This window comes from Streptomyces polygonati, assembly GCF_042650325.1.
Lineage (GTDB): Bacteria > Actinomycetota > Actinomycetes > Streptomycetales > Streptomycetaceae > Actinacidiphila > Actinacidiphila polygonati.
In genome coordinates, this window is the sequence record NZ_JBHSBB010000027.1 from 73,975 (window position 1) to 98,095 (window position 24,121).

Below are 24,121 nucleotides of genomic sequence, written 5' to 3' on the forward strand. Positions count from 1 at the left end.
GCAACCGTTGCGCCGCGCCGGACGTCTCACAGGCGACGCCGGCGACGGCGAGGCCCATCCGCAAGGCGAGGGACCGGCCGCCGAGGGCGGCAGCCGACCGAGGAGAACCCGTGGACGCAGTCAGCCCCGCGCCCGCCGGCCCCGCGCGGGCGGCGGAGGGCATGCCCGAAGCGCCCCAGGAACCCGGCGCGGCGGTCGCCGCCGTGGGCGGGCGAGCGGCTAAGGCGCCGCTGCGGCTGGACATCCAGGGGCTGCGCGCGCTCGCCGTGACAATGGTGGTGCTGTCGCACGCCGGAGTGCCGCATGTGCAGGGCGGCTACATAGGCGTCGACGTCTTCTTCGTCATATCGGGCTTCCTCATCACCTCGCTGCTGCTGCGCGAACTGTCCGCCGACGGGCGGCTGTCCATCCGGAAGTTCTACGCCCGCCGGGCGCTGCGGCTGCTGCCGGCCTCGACCATCGTCGTGGTCGCCACGCTCGGCGGCGCCTGGCTGTACCTGTCGCGGGTGCGCTTCTCCGAGTACGTGGGGGACGCGCTCAGCAGCACCTTCTACGTGGTGAACCTGCGGCTGGCCGGGGCCGGCACCAATTACCTGAACGCGGACAGCCCACCGTCGCCGTTCCAGCACTTCTGGTCGCTCGCGGTGGAGGAGCAGTTCTATCTGATCTGGCCGCTGCTGCTGCTCGTCACCTGGAAGGTGACCGGGAGCCTGGCCGGCGCCTCGGCGCGACGGCGCGCCGTGCTGCTCACGGTGCCGCTCGTCGCGCTGTGCGCGGTGTCGTTCGTCTTCAATGTGACGCTCACCGGCACCTCGGTCTCCTGGGCGTACTTCGGTTCGCACGCCCGCTTCTGGGAACTGGGCGTCGGCGCGCTGCTCGGGATGTCGGTGTCCCGGCTGGAGCGGCTGCCGCGCCCGGTCGCGGCGGCGATGACCTGGACCGGCCTCGGCACGCTGGTCGGGGCGGCGCTGTGGCTCGACAACGGCACGGCCTTTCCCGGGTACTGGGCGCTGCTGCCGGTGGCTGGCGCCGGCCTCGTGCTGGCCGGCGGCTGCGCGCCCGTGCGCTACGGCGCCGGTCTGGTGCTGTCGCCGCGGCCGGTCACCTGGGTCGGCGGCGTCTCGTACGGCTGGTATCTGTGGCACTGGCCGCTGCTGGTGATCCTGCCGGAGGCGTTCCACCACAGGCCGACCGTCTGGTTCAACCTGGCCTGCTGCGCGGTCGGGCTCGCGCTGGCCTGGCTGACGCTGCGCCTGGTGGAGAATCCGGTGCGGTTCAACGGCGTCTTCCGCGGGCGGCCCTGGCGGGCGCTGGCCCTGGGGGCCGGGCTCTCCGCGTTCGCGACCGCGGCGGCGCTGATCGCGGCCGCCTTCCCGCCGCAGATCGGCGTGGGCGCGGCGGCCCCGGCGCTGCGGGGCGCGGTGATGGAAGCGGCCGACCCGCAGGTGACGCTGTCGCGGCTGCTGGCGGCGCCCAACGACAGCCTGCCGGTGAACATGTCGCCGAAGATCACCGACGTCAAGGGCGAACTGTCCGCGCTGTACCGGGAGGGCTGCCAGGTCGCCTATACGAGCACCGCGCAGCCGCCCTGCGTCTTCGGCGACCCGCACGGCGGCAGGACCGTCGTGCTGTTCGGGGACTCGCACGCCGCCCAGTGGTTCCCGGCGCTCGACCCGCTCGCCAGGCAACGGCACTGGAAGCTGGTGGTGATGACCAAGTCCTCCTGCAAGGTCGCCCGGATCACCACCGTCCACGAGACGAAGCCGTACGCGTCCTGTGACCAGTGGCGGGCCAAGGCGGTGGAACGGATCGTCGCGATGCGTCCCGCGCTGGTGTTCGCCGCCTCCTCGGACGTGGCGCAGCTGGCGCACCCCGCGAAGGACCAGCAGGCGCAGTGGACCGACGGATTCACCCGGACATTCCAGGCGCTCCGTCCCAGCGGCGCCCGGGTGCTGGCGGTACTGGACACGCCCTGGCCGAAGAACGACGCGGTGGACTGCGCGGCGGCCCATCCGCTGGACCTGGCGGTGTGCACGTCGCGCGTCGCGGAGGCGATCCAGTCGCCCGCCCGGCGCACCGAGATCCGCACGGCGGCGGCCCGCACCGGCGCGACCCTGCTCGACCCGGAACCATGGCTGTGCAGCCCGGCCGGGATCTGCCCGGTCGTGGTGGGCGACACCTTCGTCTACCGCGACAGCAGCCACCTGAGTACCGCCTACGCGAAACTGCTCGCCCCGCTACTGTCCCAGCGGCTGACCGAGCTGTTCGGCCCGGATCTCACCGGGCACCCGGTGTCCTGACCACGCCCGCTGCTCGGCCGGGCGGGCCGGGGCGTCCCTGCTACCCCCGCTGGGCGAACACCACGTCGCGGGCCGTGGTCAGCGCCGTGGCGACGGCGCCCAGCAGGACGGCGTCCTCGCCCAGCGCGCTGGACGTGATGCGCGGGCGCAGCGGAGTCAGCCGGCGCAAGGTCTCGGTGACCGTCTCCAGCAGCAGGTCGGCGCTGTGGCCGACACCGCCGCCCAGCACGACGAGGTCGGGGTCGAGGACGGCCGCGACGGCCGCGACGGTGTGGGCCAGGCGCTCGCCCTCCTGGCGGACGGCGGCCACCGCCGCGGGGGCGCCGGCCCGGGCCGAGGCGAAGACGGACTTGGCGGTCAGCGGCCCCGTCATCCCCAGCGCGCGGGCGGCGCGGACCACCGCCTCGGCGGACACCGCGTCCTCCAGCGTGCCGGGTTCGCGCCCGGGCCAGGGCAGGAAGCCGATCTCGCCGGCCGCGCCGCCCGCGCCGGTGAAGGGGCGGCCGTCGGCGACGATGCCCATGCCGAGGCCGGTGCCGATCATCACGTAGACGAAGAGCCGGCTGCCGGCGCCGATGCCGAAGGTGTACTCGCCGAGGGCGGCGAGGTTGGCGTCGTTGTGCACGGCGAGCGGGACGCCGAGTTCGTCGCGCATCCGGTCGAAGAGGCCGGCCCGGCCCCAGCCGGGCAGGTGCAGGGCGTAGCGGACCCGGCGGGCGGCCGGATCGTAGACGCCCGGCGTGCCGACCACCGCGTGCGCCACCTGCGACGCGGTCACCCCGGCGTCCGCGACGACGCCGTGGGCCGTGGCCACCACCAGGTCGGCCATCGCGCCGGACGTCCGCGCCCGGTTGCGTACGTCGCTGCGCGCCACGATCGCACCGTCGAGATCGGCCAGCGCGACCCGCAGCCAGCCGCGGCCGATGTCGACACCGAGGGCGTGACCGGCGGACGGGTCGGGGGAGTAGAGCACGGCGGCGCGACCGCGCTCGGGGGTGTGGTGGCCGGCCTCGCGGACCAGGCCGGCCGCTTCCAGCGCGGCCAGCGCGCTGGACACGGTGGGCTTGGACAGGCCGGTCTCGCGGGCGAGTTGGGCCCGGGACGCGGGGGCGGCCCGGAGCCGCTCCAGCAGCAGGCGTTCATTGGAGCTGCGCAGCCGCTGCTGATTCCAGGGCTGCTCCCGGGGCGCGGGGGGCTGCTCCGCAGGAGGTCGCTCGGAGCCGCGGTCGCTGCTGGTCATGAAGGCATTCTCACGCATTCGGGACCCGGGCGGACCGAGGCGGTGGCTCTTGACCACGTCCGGAGCCGTACCCCTTGACCTCGTTAGTAAGGGAACTTAACTTGAACGCCTCGATCCCGGGCAGGCACCCCGGGTCCGCGACCGCACGACCACCGGAGAACCCCTACTCGCCCAGGGAGCCCCCATGTCCGGAAGCTCACCGCCCGCCGGCGGCTTCGTCCGCCGGATCGGCCTGTTCCAGGCCACCGCCATCAACATGAGCCAGATGTGCGGCATCGGACCCTTCGTCACCATCCCGCTGATGGTGGGCGCGTTCGGCGGCCCGCAGGCCGTCATCGGCTTCGTCGCCGGCGCGCTGCTCGCCCTCGCCGACGGCCTGGTGTGGGCCGAACTCGGCGCCGCCATGCCCGGCAGCGGCGGCAGCTACGTCTATCTGCGGCAGGCCTTCCAGTACCGCAGCGGCAAGCTGATGCCGTTTCTGTTCGTCTGGACGGCGATGCTGTTCATCCCGCTGATCATGTCCACCGGAGTGGTCGGCTTCGTGCAGTACCTCGGCTATCTCGCCCCGCACATGGGGCGGACCACCGGGGATCTGATCGGACTGGCCGTCATCGCCGTCGTGATCGGGCTGCTGTGGCGCGGCATCGAGCACATAGCGAGGATCACCGCCGTGATGTGGGCGGTGATGATCCTCTCGGTGCTGCTGGTGATCGTCGCGGCCGCCACCGACTTCTCCGGGCACCTGGCCTTCACCTATCCCGCGCACGCCTTCGCGCTGACCACCAGCCACTTCTGGACCGGCTTCGCCGGCGGTCTGACCATCGGTATCTACGACTACCTCGGCTACAACACCACCGCCTACATGGGCGCCGAGATCAAGCAGCCGGGCCGGGTGCTGCCGCGCTCGATCATCTACTCGATCCTCGGCATCATGGCGATCTACCTGATGCTGCAGATCGGCACCCTCGGCGTCATCGACTGGCACCGGATGACCGACCCGCACGACATCGCCGCCAGCTCCGTCGCCTCCGCCGTGCTGGAGAAGACCTGGGGCAAGGGCGCCGCCGACACGGTGACCGTACTCATCCTGATCACGGCCTTCGCCTCCGTCTTCACCGGGCTGCTCGGCGGCTCCCGGGTGCCCTTCGACGCGGCGCGCGAACGTGTCTTCTTCCGGCCCTTCGGCCGGCTGCACCCGCGGCACCGCTTCCCGGTCTGGGGGCTGGCCGCGATGGGCGTGATCACCGCGGCCGGCTTCCTGATCGGGCGGCACACCGACCTGCAGACGCTGATCCAGCTGCTGACCACGGTGATGGTGATCGTGCAGGCACTGGCCCAGATCCTCGCCGTCGGGGTGCTGCGCCGCCGCCAGCCGGGGCTGCGCAGGCCCTACCGGATGTGGCTGTATCCGGTGCCGGGGATCGTCGCGCTGATCGGCTGGATCGTCATCTACGGCTACGCGGACAAGAATTCACCCGGCCGTCACCCGATCGAGTGGTCACTGCTGTGGGTCGTGCTGGGCGTGGTCGCGTTCGCGCTCTGGTCGAACTACGAGAAGGTGTGGCCGTTCGGCCCCAAGGAGATCTCCGAGGAGTATCTGACCGGGGCCGACCCGGACGCCGAGCCGGTCGCGGTCTGAACTCCGGGCGGGGCCGCGGACGGTAGTGGTAATCCGTTGGCCCCGCCCGGCGGCGGTCCGGCAGACTGAGGCGATGCCGCAGCTCATCGCACCCGATGTCCGCGTCCACGCCTCCTTCCTGGCCGTAATGGCCGAGTTCACCGCCGAGGGGCGGGGCGACGTGGCGGACGAATCGATGGTCGGCCGCGACCTGCGGCTGTGGTCGCACCGCTGGCAGGACCCGGCGGTCTTCGCGGAGTACGTGGCCGCGCTGCTCGCCGACGGGGACCCGGACCGGCCGCGGACCGACGGGCGGGTGCCGTGCACCAACCTGTGGTGGGCCGAGGGCGACGAGATGCTCGGCCGGATCGCGATCCGGCACCGCCTCAACGACTTCCTGCGCGAGTACGGCGGCCACATCGGCTACGACATGCGGCCCTCGGCCCGCCGCCGCGGCCACGCCACCGCGATGCTGCGCGCCGCCTTGGCCCCCACCGCCGCGCTGGGCATCGACGAGGCGCTGATCACCTGCGACACCACCAATGTCGCCTCCCGCAAGGTGATCGAGGCCTGCGGCGGCGTCTACGAGGACACCCGGGGCGGGAAGCTGCGCTACTGGGTGCCGACCGCGCCGTAGATGCCGCGCCGCCCTCGCGCTGTCTCCGCCGCGCTTCCGGCTGGTCCCGGCCCCCCGGCCGCTCCCTCGCGCCGGGCGCGGCCGGCGGTTGTCCACAGGGCGGCGGGCGGGCGGCATGCGTGTGGGGCCACGCGGCGTAACCTTGGGTGTGAAGGGACGAGCCGGCCCGGCGGGCCGGTGCCGTCCCGTACCTGAAACTCGCGGCCCTCCGAGGCCGCCCGACACCGAGCGCGCGGGTGACCGGCGCGCGCCCGGGAACGCAACGCAGGCACACGCAGTCATGTTGGTACACGCGGTCACGTGGGTAGACGGCACGCGGACGCACACAGGTGCGCGCGGGTGGTCGTACCGCGGACAACCGCAGGCAGACCAGGCATACGAAGAGCAGGCATACGAAGACCGGGTTCATGAAGACCGGGTTCACGAAGACAACGAGGGACTGAACGACACTGGGCAAGCGACAGCCCGAAGGCCCGCCGCCGGCACCCACGGTGCAGCGCATCCGCCTGCGCTACACCAAGCGCGGCCGCCTCCGGTTCACCAGCCACCGCGACTTCCAGCGCGCTTTCGAGCGGGCGCTGCGCCGCGCCGAGGTGCCGATGGCGTACTCGGCCGGCTTCACCCCGCACCCCAAGGTGTCCTACGCGAACGCCGCCCCCACCGGGGTCGGCAGCGAGGCGGAGTATCTGGAGATCGGGCTGGCCCGGACCCGTGACCCGGAGCAGCTGCGGCTGCTGCTCGACGAGTCGCTGCCCACCGGGCTCGACATCATCGACGCGGTCGAGGCGCACACCTCCGGCCTGGCCGAACGACTTGAGGCATCCGTCTGGCAGCTGCGGCTGGACGGCGTGACACCTGAGGAGGCCCGGCGGGCGGTCGCCGTCTTCCTCGCCGCGGAGACCGTGGAAGTACAGCGCGGCACGAAGAACGGCGTCCGTACGTTCGACTGTCGGGCCGCCGTCACGCGGCTCGAGGTGGTGGACACGGACGCCGCCGACCCGAACGCCCCGCACCACCCGCATGACGTGAACGACTCGAACGACCAGCACACCAGGACAAGCGCGAACACGAACGCGGCCCAAGAGGGTGCCGATAGGCCGCAGCACGGTGCCTGTGCGATACTGCGGCTGGTTGTACGGCATCTGACACCTGCCGTACGGCCCGACGACGTACTCTCCGGCCTCCAGTCGACGGCCGACCTCGCGCCGCCGGTCCCCGCAGCGGTGACCAGGCTGGCGCAGGGACCGCTCGATGAGGGGTCCGGTACGGTCACCGACCCGCTCGCGCCAGATCGCGACGCTGTGGCGGTACCGGCCGGTTCCGCGTAAGTACGGCGTCGACGCGTCGCCGACGCACCAGGGAGCCACCCGGGTCCGGCGCCGTAGACCACATGAGACTTTCGTCGGCCCCCTGCGGGTGGGCCGATGAGCGACACAGCAGCTCCCGTGCGGCGCCCGCGCCCCGGAGGCCGGCCCCGCGATCCAAGCGGCCGCCGGCCCCGAACAGGACGCGGCGCCCGGGAGCATGACGGGAGCAATGCCCGAATGCCCGAACAGACCGATCCCACTACGCCCGGTACGTCCGGTACGAACCCGGACCCGACAACCCCCGCCGACGAGTCGGCGGCCCCGCGCCGCCGCCGTCGCGCCGCCTCCCGCCCCGCCGGACCCCCGGTGGGCGAGGACACGGCAGCCGCCGCCGAGAGCGCGGCCACCGAGAGCGGTACGGACGCCTCCGACGCGGCCCCCGCCGCGCCGCGCCGCCGCGCCACCCGGAAGAGCGCCGCCACCGCGGCCGAGGCCGCCGTCATCGACGGCGCCGCCGAAGCGCCGGAGCCGGCTCCGGCGCGCACCCGCCGGACCCGTAAGACCGCGGCCTCCGCCGCGCAGCCCGAGGCCGAAGCCGCCGCGCCCGCCGAGAGCGCGGAGGCCGCCGCCGAGGAAGCCCCGCGTGCCCGGCGCCGCGCCACCCGCAAGACCGCCGCCGCGGACGCCGGAACCACCGCCGCGGACGCCGGAACCACCGCCGCGGACGCCGGAACCACCGCCGCGGACGCCGGGACCGCCGCCGACAGTGGCGCCGCCGAGACCGGCGGGAGCACCGAGGAAGCGGCTCCGGCCCAGCCCCGCCGCCGTGCGACCCGTAAGGCCACCGCTCCGGCGGCCGCGCCCGCCGAGGCCGAGAGCACCCCGGTCGCCGAACCCGCCGAAGGGTCCGCCGCCGAGCAGGTCGGCACCCCGGAGCCCGCCGCACCCACCCGCGCCCGGCGCCGGGCGACGCGCCAGTCGGCCGCGCCTGCCGAGGCGCCCGCCGCCGAGGACACCGCGGCCGCCCAGCCCCCGGCGGAAACGCCCGCCGAGACGCCCGAGGCCGCCGCCGACGCCGCCCCCGCCCGTCCCCGCCGCCGTGCCACGCGCAAGGCGACCGCCCCGGCCGGTGCGCCCGCCGAGGCCGCCACCCCCGCCGAGACGGTGGTCGCCACGCCCGCCGAGGCCGCCACCCCGGCCGCCGAAGCCGACAGCGCGGCCGTCACGGAAGAGGCCGCCCCGCCCCGCGCCCGCCGCCGTGCCACCCGCAAGGCGACCGCCCCGGCCGGTGCGCCCGCCGAGGCCGTGACCGAGGACCGCTCAGCGGCGGCCGCCGAGCCCGTGGCCGCCGAGCCCGCCGCGGAAACCGCCGCCGAGACCGGGACCGCAGACGCGGCCCCGCCCCGCGCCCGCCGCCGTGCCACCCGCAAGGAAGCGGCCCCGGCCGCGGCCCCCGCCGCCGAGAGCACACCGCCGGCCGCGCCCGCCGCCCCGGCGAAGGCACCGGCGCGGGCACAGCCCCAGACACCGCACCAGGCACAGCCCCCGACCGGCCGGACCGCCGGCGGCCGCAACGCCGCCGCCGAGGGCGACACCGGCGGCCGCAACCGGCGGCGCGGCCAGAAGCCCAACACGGTTCCGACCTTCTCCGCCGGGGAGGGCTCGCGCAGGCTGCGGCCCGGAGCCCTCGCCCCCCAGGACCAGGCCGACGAGCGCGCCCAGGACGCCGGACGGAGCGGGGACACCGACATCGCCAGCTCGTACGCCGGCAAGGCGTTCCGCGACGGCGACGGATGGGGCGTCGAGGTCGAGGACGCCTACGAGATCCGCGGCTACGGCGAGACCGTCGAGGACGCCGCCGCCGAGGCCGCCGCCGCCGTGGCGGAGGCCTTCGGCGTGGACCTCGGCTCCATCACGATCGAGGTGCGCGCCCCCGAGGACGAGGAGTCGCGCGGACGCGGCCGGCGGCGTGCCGCACGGCCCGCGGTGGCCGTCTTCCAGCCGCCGGTCTTCCAGGCCCCCGGTGTGGTGGTCCTGGCCCCGCAGGCCGAGGTCGTCGAAGAGGCGGAGGACACCGCCGAGGACGAGCCCGAGGAGGAGCCCGAGGGCCGGACCCCGCGCCGTCGCCGTCGCCGCCGCGGCGGTGCGGGCGAGCCGGTCGCCGAGGTGACGACCGTCGCCGACGAGCCCGAGGTGGAGGACGCCGAGGGCGAGCCGGAGGAAGAGGCCGAGGCCGACGGCGAGGAGCGCCCGTCGCGGCGCCGCCGCCGCGGTGGCCGCCGCCGTCGCCGCGGTGACTCCGCCGAGCACGAGCAGGACCAGGACGACGAGACGGCCGCCACCGGAGCCGTCGAGGACGAGGACGAGCAGGCCGACGAGGAGCAGGACGAGGCCGGCGAGGAGCGGGACGACGAGCAGGGCGGTTCCAGCTCCAGCCGCCGTCGTCGCCGTCGTCGCCGTCGTGGCTCGGACGCGGCCGCGGAGGACGGCGGCGGTATCGCCGACGACCCGGAGCGCACCGTCGTGAAGGTGCGTGAGCCGCGCCAGCGCTACGAAGGCGGTACCGGCGCCGACGAGGTGCAGTCCATCAAGGGCTCCACCCGCCTGGAGGCCAAGAAGCAGCGCCGCCGCGAGGGCCGCGAGCAGGGCCGCCGCCGGGTGCCGATCATCACCGAGGCCGAGTTCCTGGCCCGCCGCGAGGCCGTCGAGCGCGTCATGGTGGTCCGGCAGAACGGCGACCGGACGCAGATCGGCGTGCTGGAGGACGACGTCCTCGTGGAGCACTACGTCAACAAGGAGCAGGCGACCTCCTACGTCGGCAACGTCTACCTGGGCAAGGTCCAGAACGTGCTGCCGTCCATGGAGGCCGCGTTCGTCGACATCGGCAAGGGCCGCAACGCGGTGCTGTACGCCGGTGAGGTCAACTTCGAGGCGCTGGGCCACTCCGGCGGCCCGCGGCGTATCGAGTCCGCGCTCAAGTCCGGCCAGTCGGTGCTGGTGCAGGTCACCAAGGACCCGATCGGTCACAAGGGCGCCCGCCTGACCAGCCAGGTCTCGCTGCCCGGCCGCTATCTGGTCTACGTGCCCGAGGGCTCGATGACCGGCATCAGCCGCAAGCTGCCCGACACCGAGCGGGCCCGGCTGAAGACGATCCTGAAGAAGATCGTCCCCGAGGACGCGGGCGTCATCGTGCGCACCGCCGCCGAGGGCGCCAGCGAGGACGAGCTGCGCCGCGATGTCGAGCGGCTGCAGGGCCAGTGGGAAGAGATCCAGAAGAAGGCCAAGGGCGGCGGCAGCGCGAACTCGCCCACGCTGCTCTACGGCGAGCCCGACATGACCGTGCGGGTGGTCCGGGACATCTTCAACGAGGACTTCACCAAGGTCATCGTCAGCGGTGACGAGGCGTGGGCGACGATCCACGACTACGTCTCGCATGTCGCGCCCGACCTGGTCGACCGGCTCTCGCGCTGGACGTCGGAGGCCGACGTCTTCGCGACCTTCCGCATCGACGAGCAGCTGCTCAAGGCGCTGGACCGCAAGGTGTGGCTGCCGTCCGGCGGTTCGCTGGTGATCGACAAGACCGAGGCCATGGTCGTGGTCGACGTCAACACCGGCAAGTTCACCGGCCAGGGCGGCAACCTGGAGGAGACCGTCACCCGCAACAACCTGGAGGCGGCCGAGGAGATCGTCCGGCAGCTGCGGCTGCGGGACCTCGGCGGCATCGTGGTGATCGACTTCATCGACATGGTGCTGGAGTCCAACCGCGACCTGGTGATGCGCCGGCTGCTGGAGTGCCTGGGCCGGGACCGGACCAAGCACCAGGTGGCCGAGGTCACCTCGCTCGGGCTGGTGCAGATGACCCGCAAGCGGGTCGGCCAGGGCCTGCTGGAGGCGTTCTCCGAGACCTGCGTGCACTGCAACGGCCGCGGCGTCATCGTCCACATGGACCAGGCGACGACCGTCGGTGGCGGCGGCAAGCGCAAGCGGCGCGGCGGGCGCGGGACCGGCACCGGCGCGGACGAGGCGCACGAGCACGAGCACCTGCTGGGCGCGGAGGCCGAGGCGGAACTCGAAGCCGAGGGCGCTGAAGGTGTCGAGGGCACCGAAGAGGCCGACGAGCTGCCCGAGTTGGAGCCGATCGAGGTCGGCGAGTCCGACCTGGTGCCCGCGGTGGGCGACCCGGAGGAGGAGTGGTTCGGCAGCGCCGCCGAGGCGGCGGCAGCGGCCGGCCCCCGGGGCCGCAGCCGGCGCCGGGGCTCCCGCAAGGCCACCGCTCCGGCGGGCGCGCCGCCGGCCGCCGACCGCGAGCCGGAGCCGGCCGTGGTCGTCGTACCGGTCAGCGAGCCGGAGGTCGAGCCGGACGCCGAGGTGACCGCGGCGGAGGTGCCGGAGGTCTCCACCGAGCCCCCGACGCGTACCCGGCGCCGGGCCACCCGCAAGGCGACCGCCCCGGCCGGTTCACCGGCCTCGGCGCAGGACGCGGCGATCGTGGTCGTGTCCCCGGAGCCGGTGACGGTCGTCGCCCCCGAGGCGCAGGCCGAGCCGGTGGCGCAGCCCGAGCCCGAGGTCTCCGCCGAGCCCCCGGCCCGTACCCGCCGCCGGGCCACCCGCAAGGCGACGGCTCCGGCCGGCGCCGCGGGTACGGACGAGGACGCCGCGACGGTGGTCGTCACCGCCCCGCCGGCCGCGGTGGAGCGTCAGGCCGAGGGCGACGCGGCGTCGGCCGGGGCCGGCGAGTCCGCGGAGGCCGCCGAGCCCAAGAAGCGGGCGCCGCGCAAGGCGGCGGCGAAGAAGACCGCGAAGAAGGTGGCCACCAAGAAGGCGGCCGCCAAGAAGACGACGACGGCGAAGAAGACCACGACGAAGAAGGCGCCTTCCTCGTCTTCCTCGTCCTCCTCGTCGTCCGCCTCTTCTCCGTCGTCCGCCGGGGAGTAGCCGAAGGCGGGCGGGTGGGGGAGCGGACCGCCCCCATCCGCCCGCGGCGACGCGGGGCCCGGAGAAGCCGGAACCCCCGAACCCCGGGAACCCGGGTGAATTTGACCCGGCCGAGGGCACTCCGTAGTCTTGACCTTCGGCGTTTCTGCGCCTTTTCCCCTGAGCACATTCCTCCCGGCGGCCCCCGCGGCAGCCGGAAGAGGCCCCCCTCGCGGTATCGGGACGGCTGGCATCAGGGGCCCGAACCGAGCGAGAGAGTGAGTTCCGCGTGTACGCGATCGTGCGTAGTGGTGGCCGCCAGCACAAGGTGGCCATCGGCGACATCGTCGAGGTTGACAAGATTCCCACCGGCAAGGTCGGTGACGCGGTCGAGCTCTCGACGCTGCTCGTCGTGGACGGCGACGCCGTCACCAGCGACCCGTGGGTGCTGGCCGGGATCAAGGTCGAGGCCGAGATTGTGGACCACCACAAGGGCGTCAAGATCGACATCCTGCGCTACAAGAACAAGACCGGTTACCGGCGCCGTCAGGGCCACCGCCAGCAGTACACGGCGCTGAAGATCACCGGCATCCCCGCCGGCGCGACGAAGTAAGGGACTGAGGAGACATGGCACACAAGAAGGGCGCATCGTCCACTCGGAACGGTCGCGACTCCAATGCCCAGATGCTCGGCGTGAAGCGCTTCGGCGGTCAGGTCGTCAACGCGGGCGAGATCATCGTGCGTCAGCGCGGGACCCACTTCCACCCGGGTTCCGGCGTCGGCATCGGCAAGGACGACACGCTTTTCGCCCTCGCCGCGGGTGCGGTCGAGTTCGGCACGAAGCGCGGTCGCCGCGTCGTGAACATCGTTCCGGCCGCCTGATCCAGGCGCCGTAGAGCGACACAGCACCACCTCCGAGGGCGGACCCCGCATCCTGGCAACGGGAAGCGGGGCCGCCCTCGGTGTGTTACACCGTGCGAACTCGGCACGATGGGCGTGATCCGGCACCATCCCGTATGTATCTGGAGGAAGCAACCATGACCACCTTCGTGGACCGCGTCGAGCTGCATGTCGCCGCGGGTAGCGGGGGCCACGGCTGCGCCTCCGTGCACCGGGAGAAGTTCAAGCCGCTGGGCGGCCCCGACGGCGGCAACGGAGGCCGGGGCGGTGACGTGATCCTGGTGGTCGACCAGGCTGTCACCACCCTGCTGGAGTACCACCACAGTCCGCACCGCAAGGCCACCAACGGCAAACCCGGCGAGGGCGGCAACCGCTCCGGCAAGGACGGTACGGACCTGGTGCTGCCCGTTCCGGACGGCACCGTGGTGCTGGACGCGCGGGGCAATGTGCTGGCGGACCTGGTCGGCCAGGGCACGACGTATGTCGCCGGACAGGGCGGGCGCGGCGGGCTGGGCAACGCGGCGCTGGCCTCGGCGCGGCGCAAGGCGCCCGGCTTCGCGCTGCTCGGTGTGCCGGGGCAGGCGCAGGATGTGGTGCTGGAGCTCAAGACGGTCGCCGATGTGGCGCTGGTGGGCTACCCGAGCGCCGGCAAGTCCTCGCTGATCTCGGTGCTGTCGGCGGCCAAGCCGAAGATCGCCGACTACCCGTTCACCACCCTGGTGCCCAACCTCGGCGTGGTGAACGCCGGCTCGACCGTCTACACCATCGCGGACGTGCCCGGTCTGATCCCCGGCGCGAGCGAGGGGCGCGGCCTGGGCCTGGAGTTCCTGCGGCACGTGGAGCGCTGCTCGGTGCTGGTGCACGTACTGGACACCGCGACGCTGGAGTCCGAGCGCGACCCGCTGACCGACCTCGACGTCATCGAGGCGGAACTGCGGGCGTACGGCGCCGGGCTGGAGGACCGGCCGCGGCTGATCGTGCTCAACAAGGTCGATGTGCCCGACGGCCTGGACCTCGCCGAGATGATCAAGCCCGACCTGGAGGCGCGGGGCTACGATGTCTTCGAGGTGTCCGCGGTCTCGCACGCGGGACTGAAGGAGCTGTCCTTCGCGCTGGCGAAGATCGTCGCCGAGACCCGCGCCGCCCAGCCCGTCCAGGAGTCGACCCGGGTCGTCATCCGCCCGCAGGCCGTGGACGACGCCGGCTTCACTGTCGAGCACGAGGGCGACGATCTGTACCGCGTCCGCGGTGAGAAGCCCGAACGCTGGATCCGCCAGACCGACTTCTCCAATGACGAGGCCGTCGGATACCTCGCCGACCGGCTGGCCCGCCTCGGCGTCGAGGACGCGCTGCTCAAGGCTGGCGCCCGCGCCGGCGACGGCGTCGCCATCGGCCCCGAGGACGACGCGGTCGTCTTCGACTGGGAGCCCTCGCTCGCGGCCGGCGCCGAGATGCTCGGCCGCCGCGGCGAGGACCACCGCTTCGACGCACCGCGTGCGGCCGCCATGCGCCGGCGGGACAAGCAGGCGGCGCACGACGAGTCCCTGGCGGAGTACCGCGGGTTCGACCCCTTCAAGTAGCAGACGCTCAGGGGGAGTGGCGGGCTCGTCGCGCCGGGCCGGAAGGCCCGCGCGGCGGGCCCGTCCGGCTTTCGCCGCCGTCGGCGCGACCGGTGCCCGGGCACTGCCTGATCCGCGCGGCGAACAGTGCGATCACCGCCTCTCCGCGGGGGCGGGGCACTACGATCGACAGACGCGCGAGATCACTTTCCGGGCCCGTGGGCGAACACGCGGCGTACGGTCGCCCTCACCGACCGCACGCGCTCTCGTCGACGGCGGACGGCCCGCGCGGTGGCCGGACCGCGCACGGTCCGGTCAGCGAAAGTTCAGCAAATCGTCCCAACCCGCCCTCGTGCGAGTTAACCCCGGTGTGAGCGACCGAAACCGGCAAATACTACGCTTGGGTGCCTGAAAGCCGATCAGAAGCGAGGGTCCTTGATGGCACGCGTCAGCGTCGTCGTGATCACCTACAACGACGCCGAACATGTCACCGCGGCCGTCGCATCGGCCCTCGCCCAGGGCGACGCGATCGGCGAGGTCATCGTCGTCGACGACTGCTCCACCGACGACACCGCTCACGTGCTGGCCCCGCTGCTCGCCGACGATCCCCGGGTACGGCTGCTGCCGCGCATCACCAACAGCGGCGGCTGCGGCACCCCGCGCAACGACGGCATCGGCGCCGCCGCCTTCCCGTATCTGCTCTTCCTCGACAGCGACGACATCATGCCGCCCGGCACCGTCGACGCCCTGCTGCCGCTCGCCGAGCAGCACCGCGCGGACGTGGTGGCCGGCAAGGCGGTCCGCCGCGAGCTGCCCGGCGGCCGGGAGACCGTCTGGGCGCCGGAGATCTACGACAAGGCGGCCGGCGCCACCCTGCCCGGCAGCGTCCTGCAGGGCATCGCCGAGCATCCCGAACTGCTCTGGGACACCCTGTCGGTCAACAAGCTCTACCGCACCGCCTTCCTCCGCGAGCGCCAGCTGACCTTCCCCGACGGCGCCTTCCACTACGAGGACTTCGTCTTTGTCGCCCGGCTCTGGGCGGCCCGGCCGCGGATCGTCCTCACCGACGCGCCGGTCTACATCTGGAATGTCAGACGGCAGGCGGTGCGGCTGTCCATCTCGCTGCGCCGGGCCGACATCTCCAACTGGCGGCACCGGGTGGCCGCGCACCGCGGCGTGGTGGACACCCTCCAGGACGCGGGCGCCTACAGCCTGGCCGAGGCGGCGCAGGCGAAGTTCCTGGACTACGACCTGCCCATGTACATCAGGGAGCTGCCGCAGCGTTCCGCGGCCTATGTCAGCCAGTGGTGGCGGGCCACCCGCGACTACGTGGGCGGCTTCGACCGCGAGGGCGTGGCCCTGGCCTCGGTGCCCGCCCGCTGGACGGTGCGCGCGCTGACCGCGCCCGGCGCCGACCAGCCGGAGCCGGGGGTGGCCGGGATCGGCCGGCTGGTGGAGCTGGCCGCCCGCCCGCCGCGGCTGATCCCGCCGTACGGCACGGTCGCGCCGCCGGAGCTGGCCGAGCTGGGGACGTCGCGGCTGCCGGTCACGGTCGACGCCCGGGTGCACACCGGCACCCACACCCGGCTCGATCTGCGCGTCCACGAGCTGTACGGGCGGCTCGGCGCGTTGCACCCGGTGGCGCTGCGGGTGGAGCTGACCGAGCGGGGCGGTCCGACGCCCGCCATCGCGGTGGAGGCACCGCTGGTGCGGGAAGGGGACGGCTGGACGGCGGCGCTGCGGCTGAACACCGGCGACCTCGCCCGCAGCGGCCGGCTGGCGATCTGGCACGTACGCGCCGAGATCCGCTACGCCGGGACCGACGAGCGCACCCCGGTCGAGGTCCGGGCGGCCGACGGCCAGGAGGCCAGGCGCGGCGCGGTGGTCCGGCCCACCGGGCAGGTGCTGCTGGTGCAGACGCACATCACCACGGGCCGCGCGCTGATCCTGCGGGTCGCCGACGGTGTGCAGGGCGCGCGCCGGGTGGCCGGCGGCCGGCTGCGGCGGATGCTGGGGCACTGACCTTCCGCTGGCCTTTCCCTGGCCTTTCCCTTCTGCTGGCGTTCCGCTGGCCTTCCCCTGAGCATCCCGGGGGATTCCGCCCGGGATTTGCCCGCTTTCACAGCATATGGAGAGCAAAGGGGCCCATTCTGGACCGTTGGGGCCGCGTTGGCCTACCGTTCATCGGACGATCGCACTCCGCCGACCGTCACGCTACGAAAAGGTTGACTGCGTAACCATGGCGATACCAGGCATACGGTCAGAGGTGGCACCGGCGTCCCTTCCCAAGCGCCTGGACTCGCTGACCAGCCTGCGCTTCTTCGCCGCCTTCGCGGTCTTCACCTTCCACTTCACCGGAACGGGCCAGCAGACCGGCTTCGGCCGGGTGCCGACGATCTTCCCGTACTCGATGATCGGCGGGCAGGGCGTCACCTTCTTCTTCGTGCTCTCCGGCTTCCTGATGATGTGGGTCTTCAAGCCGCGGGAGCACCCGGGTGTCTTCTACTGGCGGAGGATCGGCCGCATCTGGCCCGCCCACCTGGTCGCCCTGCCGCTGGCGATCTACTCGTACTACGTCATGGCCCACCTGACCATCGACTGGCCGAGCCTGATCCTGTCGGTCTTCCTCGTCCAGACCTGGTTCCCGCACGTCTATCCGACACTGCCGGGCAACGAGGTCACCTGGACACTCAGCGTCGAGCTGCTCTTCTATCTGCTCTTCCCGCTGCTGGGGCGCCTCGCGCAGCGCTGCCGCACCCGCTGGATGGCGGTGGCCACGGTGGCCGGCCTGGCCGGGATGTGGCTGACCAACTGGATCGCCGCCGCCCACGCCACCCCGGCCATGGCGAGCTGGATCATGCGGCTGCCGCTGGTCTACCTGCCGGAGTTCCTGCTGGGCATGACCGTGGCGCTGGCCGTCCGGCGCGGCTGGCGGCTGCCGCTGCGGCCGGTGGTCCCGGTACTGCTGCTGGCCGCCTACGTCGGCTTCTACTACCAGGGCCGGCCCCGGTTCTCGCCCGGCGCGGCGCGGCAGATCGACTACACCGAGCGGCAGGCCATCGCGATCCTGTCGGTGCTGATCATCCTGGCGTTCGTGCAGCGCGAGGTCCGCGGGCTGCGCGGCGTGCTCAACACCCGGCCGCTGGTCCTGCTCGGCGCCTGGTCGTACTGCTTCTACCTGATCCACCACTCGCTCAGCCGGATCGCCACCTACTCCTGGGGCCGGCTGCCCGACAACGACTGGGCGGTGTTCGCCCTGCTCGCGGTGGGCGCGGTCGCCAATGTCCTGGCCTGGCTGATGTTCCGCTGGGTCGAGGAACCGGCCGAGCGGTGGATGCGCCGCCACACCCCGAAGCGGTGGCTGCCACCCGCGCCGGAGCCCGGCGCCGCGTCGCTCCCCGCGCCCCGCTCCGAAGCGGACCCGCTGCCCGAGCCGGCCAACCGCTAGCCGCCGGCTCGGGACGCCGGGCCCGCCCGACCGCCGCCCTCACCGCTCCAGGAAGGCGAAGAGGTCCTCCCAGCGCCGCGCGATGGACTCCGGGGTGTAGCGCTGGACGCTGCGCCGGGCCAGCTCGCCCATCCGGTCGCGCTCCTCGCCGTCGTTCATCAGCCGGACCAGCTGGCGGGCCAGCTCGGAGGTGTTGCCGGGACGGGCCAGCAGACCGTCCACGCCGTCCTCGATGATCTCGTGCACACCCGGCGCGCAGTCGAAGGCCACGCACGGCAGGCCGCAGGCCATCGCCTCCAGCAGCGCCAGCGGGAAGCCCTCCCCCCGGGAGGACTGCACGAACACCGAGGCGGCGCGCAGCGCCCCCGGTACGTCGGCGGTCTGCCCGGCCCACTCCACCGAGTCGTCCAGGCCGAGTTCCGCGCACTGCCGCTTCAGCGAGCCCTCCAGCTCGCCGGCGCCGGTGATCCGCAGCCGCCAGCCGGGCACCCGCGGGGCCGCCTCCGCCCACGCGTCGAGCAGCATGTCGATGCCCTTCTGGTGGCTGAGCCGGCCCACGCTGGCCACCACCTTCTCGGTGCGCGGCGAGGGCACCTCGGGCATCATCGGCAGCGGGTTCGGCATCGAGCCGACGTTGTTCAGACCGCGGCCCGCCCACAGGTCGGCGTCCTCCTGGGTCAGCAGCACCAGTCGGTCCACGTCCCGGTAGTACCTCTCCACCCGCTGGAAGCGCGAGGACTGCCGTGAGTACTCGTAGGACTCGTGGCTCATCCCGATCACCGGGTGCCCCGCGGTGTCCGCCAGCGCCACCCACTCCATCGCCCACACCTGGGTGACGATGATCACCGCGCCGGGGCCGGCCGCCCGGAACAGCTCGGACAGTCTCCCGGTGGCGCGCCGAACGCCCTTCTCCCGGGCCGACTCCTGACGGCGGGCGCCCGGATTGGCCCGTGCCAGCAGCGACTTCGGCCGCCAGCGGGCCGGCGGGCGGACGTCGTAGAGGGTCACCGCCTCGAACGGCGCGTCGGCGCCCAGATCCATCGGGACCTCCGGCGGCGCGATGCCGATCACGGTCACCCGGTGGCCGCGGGCCGCGAACAGCCCGGCCATCTGGGCCTGCCAGCGGGCCACCCCGCCGAGTTCGTTGACCTCGTTGGCGACGAAGAGGATGTCGCGGGCGGCGGGCCGCGCCACGGGCTGTGTCATCGGGTGGTCCCCCCTGCCGGGCCGAAGAAGCGGTCGGCGATCCGGGCCGCCGCGTCGCCGCGGTCGTACTCGCCGTATCTGGCCACGAAATCCCCGATCTGGTCGCCGTACTTGTCCCGCACCGCGTCGAGGTCGGACAGCGTGGCGAAGAGCTCCTCCTGGGTCCGCGCCACCGGCCCGGGAGCCTCCTCCAGCAGGTTGAAGTACGTACCGCGGATGTCGTGCGCGTACGCGTCCCAGTCGTAGGCGTAGAAGACGATCGGCCGGCCCAGCAGCGCGTAGTCGAACATCACCGAGGAATAGTCGGTGACCAGCGCGTCGGCCAGCAGCAGCAGCGGGGTGATGTCGGGCACCGCGGTGACGTCGATCAGCCGGCCGGCCACCGACGGCGGCAGCGTCACCTTGTTCAGATAGTGCGAGCGCACCAGCAGCGTGAAGTCGTCCCCGAACCGGTCGGCGAACGCCTCGACGTCGAAGGGCGCCTCGAACGCCTGCACCTTGCCGTCGGCGGCGGCCCGGAAGGTCGGCGCGTACAGCACCACCGGGAGCCCGGGCCGCAGCTTCAACTCCTCGGCCAGCTCCCGCGCTTCGGGCGGCGGCTCGGCCGCGTCCCTGCCGCGCACCAGCGCGTCGTTGCGCGGATAGCCGCTGCGCAGCAGCTTGTCCTGCGGCAGTCGGTAGGCGCGGGCCAGGGTGCGCACATCGTGCTCGGAGCGGACCACGAAGTGGTCGAAGCGGTCCAGCGCCCGCTGGTAGTCGTGCTGGTCGCCCTCGGACATGATCCGGTACTTCGGCTCGTCGAAGCCCATCCGTTTCAGCGCCGAGCCGTGCCAGGTCTGGATGTAGGTGGTCTCCGGCCGCTTGGTGAGCTTCAGCGGGTAGCCCTGGTTGTCGATCCAGAACTCCGCCTGGGCCAGCGCCCGCAGATACCGCCACGACCAGCGCTCGACCAGCTCCACGCCCTCGGGGAAGTTCGTGGTGGGGGTCTTGCCGTCGTGCGACCAGATGGCGTGCACCGGGGCGCCGCGGCGGCGCAGCTCCTCGAAGATCGCCCGGGGGCTGTCGCTGTACTGCTTGCCGAGGTGGCTCTCGAAGACGACCGTGCCCTTGCGGACCGGGAGCAGCCGCAGCATCCGGTGATAGCCCCGGATCTTGACCGGTCCGGAGTCCAGGCGGCGGCGCGCGTTGCGGGCCCTGCGCAGCGCCGACTTGGCGGCGCGGGCCGGCGGGCCCTGCAGATTGCGGTCCAGCAGCGCGCGGCCGACCTGGGCGGTCCTGCTGTGCTGGGAGAGCACGAAGGCCAGATGGCCCTTGGCGGAGACCTCGGGCTTGAGGCGGTCGGCGGTGGCCCGGGTGAGCAGCGGGCGCACCACGATCGCGCCGGCGTCCTCCAGGTCGGTGTTGCCCGCGGTGATCTTGCCCGTGCTCGTCCTGCCGTCGGCGGTCAGCCGCAGCCGGACGTCCCACACCTCGTCCAGGACGCCCAGCGGGCGCAGCATCCTGCGCAGCGGCACCTCGGCGTGCCAGCTGATGAACTCGCCCTCGTGCCGCAGCTCCGGCACCGGCACCCGGTAGCTGCGCAGACTGCGGCGGCGGGCCTTGAACTCCAGCTCGGCGCTCAGCTTCGCGGTCGGCCCGACGATGCCGAGTGGATTGACCACCCGGCCGTCCAGCACCACGCCCGAGGCGTCCTCGCGGTAGCCGGTCAGCTCGTCGCGCAGCGACAGGGAGCCGAACGGGATGCTGTGGTAGCCGTGTTCGGTGACATCCAGTATGGCCCGGGCGGCCGGGTCCTCAAGATGGTCGGCGCACCAGTAGATCCGGCCGTCCCGCTCGGTCAGCGGCGAGGACACCTTCCTGCGGTTGATCAGGGTGTCGATGGCCGGCATCAGATTCGGCCAGTCCTCCTGGAGCAGCAGATAGGCGCAGATCGCGTGGATCGGGTCCAGCGCGTCGAAGGCCTGGTGCGGGAAGTCCCGGGTGTAGCTGTTGGCCATCTCGGCGAAGCGGTGCCGGTAGCCGTCGTCCAGGAAGGGCAGATCACGCAGATAGAGCACCAGGTCGTGCTTCAGGAACTTGACGTCCTTGTGCAGCCGCAGCTCGTCCAGACCGCGGCGCTTCAGGACCGCGTCCACCCGGCGGTGGATCTCCAGCCGGTCCGCGAAGTTGTTGATCTCATGGCGCCGATTGCTGATGGATTTCGCCGCGGTCTTCTCCACCACATTCCAGTAGTAGACCGTCTGCGGAATCAGAGTGATGCGGTCGGCCGCCAGATAGGCCTGCGCGGAGAAGAGCAGATCTTCGTAATGAATTCCACGAGGAAAGGTGAGACCGTTCTCGATCAGGAATTCCCGGCGGTAGCACTTGTTGGTGGAAAGGGTGTCGAAGACGAAGAGGTCGGGCAACTCCGCGATGCTCTCGATCGTGCGGGTGCCGCGGTACAGCCACGGGTACCATTCGACGCGCTTGTTGTTGCGGTTGTCGACATGGACCCGTACGCACTTGCCCGACACGAGGTCCGATCCGGTGCGGTCCGCCGCGTCCAGCATATTGCGGCAGGCGTGCCGTTCCAGGATGTCGTCGCTGTCCAGGAACATCACGTAGCGCCCGCGCGCCGCCCTGATGCCCTGGTTGCGGGGTTCTCCGCAGCCGCCGCTGTTCTCCGGCAGGCGGATCGCGCGCACCCGGCCGGGATCGGCCGCCCGCAGCCGCTCGGCGACCTCATAGGAATCATCCGTCGAGCAGTCGTCGGCGATGATGACCTCGATATTGCGCAGCGACTGGTCGAGAACGGACTGCACAGCCGTCGGCAGCCGCGCGGAGTCGTTGTACACGATAACGACAACGCTGATGTCCGGTGTGGTCCCGGGCATCTCCTCAGCCGCGTTGGTCATTCTTGAACAGCCACCTCTGGTCGGAATCACGGTCTTCGGCAGTTTCATATCCTATCCCACGCACGTCACCAACTGTTCAGTGTCCCGTCACGCTTCGTTCAAAAGTTCGGTCCTGTGCGAGGGAACCGGAGAGGAAAGGAACACCTCCGGCGCTGGGTACCATGACGGACATGACGTGGTTGATCACCGGCGGTGCGGGATACATCGGTTCACACGTGGCGAAGGAGCTGGTCGGCGCGGCCGAGCGGGTCGTCGTGCTCGACGACCTGTCCACCGGGGACCCTGCCCGGCTGCCCGACGGCGTACCGCTGGAACGGGGGACGGTGCTCGATCTGCCGTTCGTCACCGCGGTGATGCGCCGCCACGAGATCACCGGGGTGCTGCACATCGCCGCGAAGAAGCAGGTCGGCGAGTCGGTGGAGCGCCCGCTCCACTACTACCGGGAGAACGTCGAGGGCCTGCGGACCGTACTGGAGGCGTCCCACGCCACCGGTGTCGAGCGCTTCCTGTTCTCCTCGTCCGCGTCGGTCTACGGCATGCCGGACGTCGAGCTGGTCACCGAGCGGACCCCCCGCCTGCCGATGAGCCCCTACGGCGAGACCAAGCTGGCCGGCGAGTGGCTGGTCGACGCGGCCGGCCGGGCGTACGGCATGGCCACGGCCGCGCTGCGCTACTTCAACGTGGCCGGCGCCGCCACCCCCGAACTGGGCGACCCCGGTGCCTTCAATCTGATCCCGATGGTCTTCGAACGCATCGAGGCCGGGCAGGCTCCGCTGGTCTTCGGCGACGACTATCCGACCCCGGACGGCACCTGCGTCCGCGACTACATCCACGTCTCGGACGTGGCCTCCGCCCATCTGGCCGCCGCCCGCCGGCTGGTCGTCGACCCGTCGGCGCGGCTCACCCTCAACATCGGCCGCGGCGAGGGCGTCTCGGTGGCCGAGGTGATCGAGATGATCCGCAAGGTCACCGGCCGGCTGGACATCACCCCCGAGATGGTCGCCCGGCGCCCCGGCGACCCGGCCCGCGTAGTGGCCTCCGCCGAGCTGATCGGCGACGAGCTGGGCTGGAGCGCGCGCTACGACCTGGAGGAGATGGTCGCCTCGGCGTGGGAGGGCTGGCGCCACCGGCACTAGGCGCCGCGCCGGGCCTTGCCGGATCGCGGTGCTCCGGGCAGCGCCTCAGTCCTGCATCTCCTCGCTGACGTAGGTGCGCAGCCAGCTGCGGAAGTCCGGGCCCAGGTCCTCGCGTTCGGACGCCAGGCGGACGATCGCCCGCAGATAGTCGCCCCGGTCGCCGGTGTCGTAGCGGCGGCCGGTGAACACCACGCCGTGCACCGGTCCGCCCTCGTCGTCCCGCTCCGCCAGCACCCGCAGCGCGTCGGTCAGCTGGATCTCGCCGCCCCGGCCGGGACCGGTCTTGCGCAGCACCTCGAACACCGCCGGGTCCAGCACATAGCGGCCGATCACCGCGAGGGAGGAGGGCGCCGCCGCGGCGTCCGGCTTCTCCACCAGGCCTGTCACCCGCACCACGTCGTCGTCCGAGGTGGGGGATATCGCCGCCGACCCGTACAGGTGAATCTGCGCGGGGTCGACCTCCATCAGCGCCACGACACTGCCGCCGTACTGCCCCTGCACCGCGATCATCCGGGCGAGCAGCGGGTCGCGCGGGTCGATCAGGTCGTCGCCCAGCAGCACGGCGAACGGCTGGTCGCCGACGTGCGGTTCCGCGCAGAGCACCGCGTGGCCCAGGCCCTGCGGGGCGCCCTGCCGTACGTAGTGCATGGTGGCCAGATCGCTGGACTCCCGCACCCGCGCCAGCCGGGAGGCGTCACCCTTGCGGGTCAGTGCCTCCTCCAACTCGTAGTTGCGGTCGAAGTGGTCCTCCAGCGGGCGCTTGTTCCGCCCGGTGATCATCAGTACGTCCGACAGCCCGGCGGCCACCGCCTCCTCCACCACGTACTGGATGGCCGGCTTGTCCACCACCGGCAGCATTTCCTTCGGCGTCGCCTTCGTCGCCGGCAGGAACCGGGTCCCCAGACCCGCCGCGGGGATGACGGCCTTGGTTACGGGGTGCGCATGTGGCGACATGGGAATCC

At 72.6% G+C, this 24,121-nt stretch carries 15 protein-coding genes; 11 read left to right on the forward strand and 4 right to left on the reverse strand.

What is annotated here, in order from left to right; all coding sequences use genetic code 11:
* The first annotated feature begins 110 nt into the window (after positions 1-110).
* Positions 111-2,300 (forward strand): acyltransferase family protein, encoded by a 2,190-nt coding sequence (locus ACFO3J_RS28860; RefSeq protein WP_386435418.1) that lies wholly within the window; start codon positions 111-113, stop codon positions 2,298-2,300.
* Between the two features lie 40 nt (positions 2,301-2,340).
* Here ACFO3J_RS28860 and ACFO3J_RS28865 read toward each other — a convergent pair whose 3' ends face one another.
* Entirely contained in the window at positions 2,341-3,540 is a 1,200-nt protein-coding gene (locus tag ACFO3J_RS28865) for an ROK family protein (RefSeq protein ID WP_386435420.1), read from the reverse strand.
* A 184-nt stretch (positions 3,541-3,724) separates the two neighbouring features.
* Between ACFO3J_RS28865 and ACFO3J_RS28870 the strand changes: the two genes are divergently transcribed.
* The 9 genes from ACFO3J_RS28870 (at position 3,725) to ACFO3J_RS28910 (ending at position 17,923) form a co-directional block, all read left to right on the forward strand.
* A complete protein-coding gene (locus ACFO3J_RS28870; protein WP_386435423.1) occupies positions 3,725-5,179 on the forward strand; it encodes an APC family permease in 1,455 nt (484 codons plus the stop codon).
* Between the two features lie 73 nt (positions 5,180-5,252).
* A complete protein-coding gene (locus ACFO3J_RS28875) occupies positions 5,253-5,795 on the forward strand; it encodes a GNAT family N-acetyltransferase (protein ID WP_386435426.1) in 543 nt (180 codons plus the stop codon).
* A 491-nt stretch (positions 5,796-6,286) separates the two neighbouring features.
* Positions 6,287-7,123, forward strand: coding sequence for a TIGR03936 family radical SAM-associated protein (locus ACFO3J_RS28880; protein WP_386435429.1), 837 nt, complete (start codon positions 6,287-6,289; stop codon positions 7,121-7,123).
* A gap of 216 nt (positions 7,124-7,339) precedes the next feature.
* Positions 7,340-12,037 carry an Rne/Rng family ribonuclease gene (locus tag ACFO3J_RS28885; protein ID WP_386435431.1) on the forward strand — a complete coding sequence of 1,566 codons (4,698 nt, stop codon included), beginning with the start codon at positions 7,340-7,342 and terminating at the stop codon, positions 12,035-12,037.
* Between the two features lie 268 nt (positions 12,038-12,305).
* Positions 12,306-12,629, forward strand: a complete 324-nt coding sequence (rplU, locus tag ACFO3J_RS28890) for a 50S ribosomal protein L21 (RefSeq protein ID WP_386435434.1) — start codon at positions 12,306-12,308, stop codon at positions 12,627-12,629.
* Between the two features lie 14 nt (positions 12,630-12,643).
* Positions 12,644-12,898, forward strand: coding sequence for a 50S ribosomal protein L27 (gene rpmA, locus ACFO3J_RS28895; protein ID WP_093742750.1), 255 nt, complete (start codon positions 12,644-12,646; stop codon positions 12,896-12,898).
* 155 nt (positions 12,899-13,053) lie between these two features.
* Positions 13,054-14,496: a GTPase ObgE gene (gene obgE / locus ACFO3J_RS28900; protein ID WP_386435437.1), complete on the forward strand. Its 1,443-nt coding sequence runs from the start codon at positions 13,054-13,056 to the stop codon at positions 14,494-14,496.
* A 417-nt stretch (positions 14,497-14,913) separates the two neighbouring features.
* A complete protein-coding gene (locus ACFO3J_RS28905) occupies positions 14,914-16,497 on the forward strand; it encodes a glycosyltransferase (protein WP_386435439.1) in 1,584 nt (527 codons plus the stop codon).
* Between the two features lie 244 nt (positions 16,498-16,741).
* A complete protein-coding gene (locus ACFO3J_RS28910) occupies positions 16,742-17,923 on the forward strand; it encodes an acyltransferase family protein (protein ID WP_386435441.1) in 1,182 nt (393 codons plus the stop codon).
* 39 nt (positions 17,924-17,962) lie between these two features.
* Here ACFO3J_RS28910 and ACFO3J_RS28915 read toward each other — a convergent pair whose 3' ends face one another.
* Positions 17,963-19,129, reverse strand: a complete 1,167-nt coding sequence (locus ACFO3J_RS28915) for a glycosyltransferase family 4 protein (protein ID WP_386435444.1) — start codon at positions 19,127-19,129, stop codon at positions 17,963-17,965.
* A complete protein-coding gene (locus ACFO3J_RS28920; protein ID WP_386435447.1) occupies positions 19,126-22,023 on the reverse strand; it encodes a bifunctional glycosyltransferase/CDP-glycerol:glycerophosphate glycerophosphotransferase in 2,898 nt (965 codons plus the stop codon). Before ACFO3J_RS28920 ends, ACFO3J_RS28915 begins: the two co-directional genes overlap by 4 nt.
* A 170-nt stretch (positions 22,024-22,193) precedes the next feature.
* Between ACFO3J_RS28920 and galE the strand changes: the two genes are divergently transcribed.
* Positions 22,194-23,159 carry a UDP-glucose 4-epimerase GalE gene (gene galE, locus ACFO3J_RS28925; protein WP_386435450.1) on the forward strand — a complete coding sequence of 322 codons (966 nt, stop codon included), beginning with the start codon at positions 22,194-22,196 and terminating at the stop codon, positions 23,157-23,159.
* A 45-nt stretch (positions 23,160-23,204) separates the two neighbouring features.
* Here the strand turns inward: galE and galU are convergent, their stop codons facing one another.
* Complete coding sequence (galU, locus tag ACFO3J_RS28930; RefSeq protein WP_386435453.1) at positions 23,205-24,113, reverse strand: UTP--glucose-1-phosphate uridylyltransferase GalU; 909 nt, start codon at positions 24,111-24,113, stop codon at positions 23,205-23,207.
* Between the last annotated feature and the right edge of the window lie 8 nt (positions 24,114-24,121).